Source organism: Methylobacterium sp. P3_A11, assembly GCF_056403155.1.
This window is the reverse complement of sequence record NZ_JBFUGA010000212.1, coordinates 1-3,315: the sequence shown is the minus strand read 5'-3', so window position 1 is coordinate 3,315 and position 3,315 is coordinate 1. Positions and strand designations below refer to the sequence as shown.

Below are 3,315 nucleotides of genomic sequence, written 5' to 3'. Positions count from 1 at the left end.
CCCAGCACCAGCACGAGGCAGGCCGCGCTCTGACCGCCCGCGAAGGCGAGGGCCGCCCCGGCGGCGCCGAGGCGCGGGATCAGCAGGAGCGACAGCGCGGCGACGGCGGCGAGGGTCGCGAAGGCGGCGGCCGCCTCCAGGCCGCTGGAGCGGGTGAAATAGATCACCTGCCCGAAATAGTAGGCGCGGAACATCATCAGGATGGAGGCCAGGATCAGCACCGGGGCGAGTTCCCGCGCCTCGGCCCGGTAGGCGGGTCCGAGCAGCACCGCCACGACCAGATCGTCGAAGCACAGGAAGAACACCGCCCCGAAGGCCGCGATCAGGGTCATCGCCCGGGCGGCATCGCCCAGCACCCCGGAGGCGGCCGCCATCCCCCCCACCCGCGCCTCGCGCTTGGCGATGGAGATCAGCGACAGGGCGATCGCCTCGCCGAACACGATGAAGCTCTGCTTCAGGAAGTCGGCCAGCGCCCCGTAGGCGCCGAGCCCCGCCGGCCCCACCGTCTTGGCGATGATCAGCCGGTCGAGGCTCTGGGCGAGCGCCGCCGTCCCGAAGGACAGGACCAGCGGCCAGCCGTAGGCGAACAGCCGCAGGGCCTCGGCCCGGCTGCCGCGGCCGGGCATCATCGGGGCGATCGTGGCGGCGGCCGGGAGCGAGGCGAGGGCGTTCGCGGCCGCCACCGCGAAGGCGAGATGCAGCGGATCCTGCGAGAGATGCAGCGCCGCGCTGCCGAGGGCGAGGATCAGGACGGCCCGGCTCATCACCGAGGCCGCCACCGCCCCGGCCCGGAGGCGGGTCCGGGCGATCTCGGTGGAGCCCTCGAACAGGGTGGTGCCGAAGGCGAGCGCCAGGATCGCGGCCGCCATCCGCGCCGGCATCAGCCCGAGGGCGGCGGCCAGCGCGCTGCCGAGCCCGGCGAGCAGCAGCGTGCCGCCCAGGATCCGCACCACGGTGCCGACCTGCGCGGGCTCGCGCGCCTCGTCGTAGAGGGCGAAGAACGCGAATTTCGGCCACTGGCAGGTCGCCCCGTAGAGGACCAGCGCCCAGGACAGGACGTACAGGTAGGTGCCGTAGCTCTCCACGGGCGCCAGCCGCGTGAACACCGCCACGGAGGCCATGTTCAGGGCCGCCGCGAAGCCCCGGGAGCCGACATAGATCAGGCTGTGGCGGGCGATCATGTCCTAGAACCGGTCAGACGCACCACGACCTCGCACCACGCTGGGACAGACCGGCTTCGTGGCGGGACGTAACGCAGGGACGGCGTGCATGACAGCCCGGGCCGTGCAGGCGGCGTGCCGCCGACCCAGGTTCTCAGCCCTGGCCCCGCTTCCGGATCAGGGAGGCTCCGGTCATCTCGGCCGGCTGGTCGAGCCCCATCAGGTCGAGGAGCGTCGGCGCCACGTCGGCCAGCCGCCCGTCGGCCAGGGACACGCCGTCGACGCCGATGAGCATGGCCGGCACCGGGTTGAGGGTGTGGGCGGTGTGGGGCTCGCCGGTCTCGGGATCGCGCATCATCTCGCAATTGCCGTGGTCGGCGGTCACCAGCAGCGCCCCGCCCTGCGCCGTCACCGCCTCGACGACGCGGCCGAGGCAGGCATCGACGGTCTCCACCGCCGTCACGGCGGCCGCGAGGCTGCCGGTATGGCCGACCATGTCGGGGTTGGCGAAATTCAGGATGATGAGGTCGTAGCGCCCGGCGCCGATCGCCTCCACGGCGCGGTCGGTGAGTTCGGGCGCCGACATCTCCGGCTGGAGGTCGTAGGTGGCGACCTTCGGCGAGGGTACGAGGACCGCGTCCTGCCCCTCGAAGGGCGCCTCACGGCCGCCGTTCATGAAGTAGGTGACGTGCGGGTACTTCTCGGTCTCGGCCATGCGCAGCTGCGTGCGCCCGGCCCGCGCCACGGTCTCGCCGAGCCCGTTGGGCAGGTCGAGGGCTCCGAACAGGGTCTCGGCGAAGGCGTCGATCTCGACGCTGTACTGGACGATCCCCAGGGCCGCGGCGAACCGGACCATCCGGGTGCGGGGGAAGCCCGCGAAGGCCGGGTCGAGGAGCGCCTCCAGGATCTGCCGGGTCCGGTCGGCCCGAAAGTTGAAGCACAGCAGGCCGTCGCCGTCCTGCATGCCGGCATAGTCGCCGATGATGGCCGGCCGCATGAACTCGTCCGACACGTCCTGGGCGTAGGACGCGGCGATCGCCTGCCCGGCTCGGGCGAACCGGGTTCCGCGCGCCTCGGTAAGGGCGTCGTAGGCCGTCTGAACCCGCTCCCAGCGCCGGTCGCGGTCCATTCCGAAATAGCGGCCGCACAGGGTGCCGATGCGCGCGCTCCGGGGAAGGGTGGCCTCCACATCGGCGATGCAGGTGGCCGCCGAGCGGGGCGGCATGTCGCGCCCGTCGGTGAAGCCGTGGAGGCGGACCGGGATCCCCGCCCCGACCAGCACGCGCGCCAGCGCCACGGCATGGTCCTGATGGGCATGGACCCCGCCCGGCGACAGCAGGCCGACGAGGTGGCAGGTGCCCCCCGATGCGCGCAGGGTCTCGACGAACCGGATCAGGGCCGGATTCCGGGCGAGCGACCCGTCGGCGACGGCGGTGTCGATGCGCGGCAGGTCCTGCAGAACCACGCGACCCGCCCCGATGTTGAGGTGTCCGACCTCGGAATTGCCCATCTGCCCCTCGGGCAGGCCGACATCGGCGCCGAAGGTCGTCAGCCGTGCCCGGGGACGCTCGCGCATCAAGGCATCGAAGACCGGCGTCTTGGCCTGGTGGACGGCGTTGTCGGCCACCGCGTCCCGCAGGCCCCAGCCGTCGAGGATCACGAGCATCACGGGACGCGGGGTGCTGTCGGGCACGGTCACAATTCTCCTGGGCGGCCGCGCGCCGGGCGCGGCGGAATGCGTGCGCGTGTCGATAATCGCCTTGGCGGCGCGAGACCACCGCCCCGGGCGGGGAAGGGGCTACGGATGCGCGCGAGCGTTCGGGGGCCGGCATGCCCTGGACGCGCCCCGGATTGGGACGTGGCAATGGCCCCTCGTGGAGCCGGCGGCGACGGGTTACCGCCTCGATCTCCGATGGGGGTGGCAGGGATCCCCGGACCGGCCGCCAGACCGGGTTTATCGACGCCCGGCCAGGGCCTGCGCCCTCAGCGTCCGTAGATATCCTCGACGCGGATGATGTCGTCCTCGCCGGTGTAGGATCCGACCTGGACCTCGATCAGCTCCAGGGGGATCTTGCCCGGATTGGCCAGGCGATGCATCGAGCCGATCGGCAGGTAGACCGCCTCGTTCTCGTGGACCAGCACGATCCGGTCGTCG

The 3,315-nt window shown here is 72.4% G+C and carries 2 protein-coding genes and 1 pseudogene; all 3 read right to left on the bottom strand.

Going from position 1 to position 3,315, the window contains the following annotated elements; genetic code table 11:
• A partial coding sequence (locus AC1DXK_RS30590) for a lipopolysaccharide biosynthesis protein (protein WP_477299678.1) occupies window positions 1–1,181 on the bottom strand: 1,181 nt, incomplete at its 3' end.
• Window positions 1,182–1,314: 133 nt separating this feature from the next.
• Window positions 1,315–2,826, bottom strand: coding sequence for a 2,3-bisphosphoglycerate-independent phosphoglycerate mutase (gene gpmI, locus AC1DXK_RS30585; RefSeq protein ID WP_457108824.1), 1,512 nt, complete (start codon window positions 2,824–2,826; stop codon window positions 1,315–1,317).
• A 317-nt stretch (window positions 2,827–3,143) separates the two neighbouring features.
• Window positions 3,144–3,315: pseudogene (cpsB, locus tag AC1DXK_RS30580) on the bottom strand (mannose-1-phosphate guanylyltransferase/mannose-6-phosphate isomerase); the annotation flags it as partial.

Excerpts from the sequence above, each read along its gene's own strand:
- gpmI (WP_457108824.1), bottom strand. The coding sequence starts at position 2,826 with ATGCTCGTGATCCTCGACGGCTGGGGCCTGCGGGACGCGGTGGCCGAC.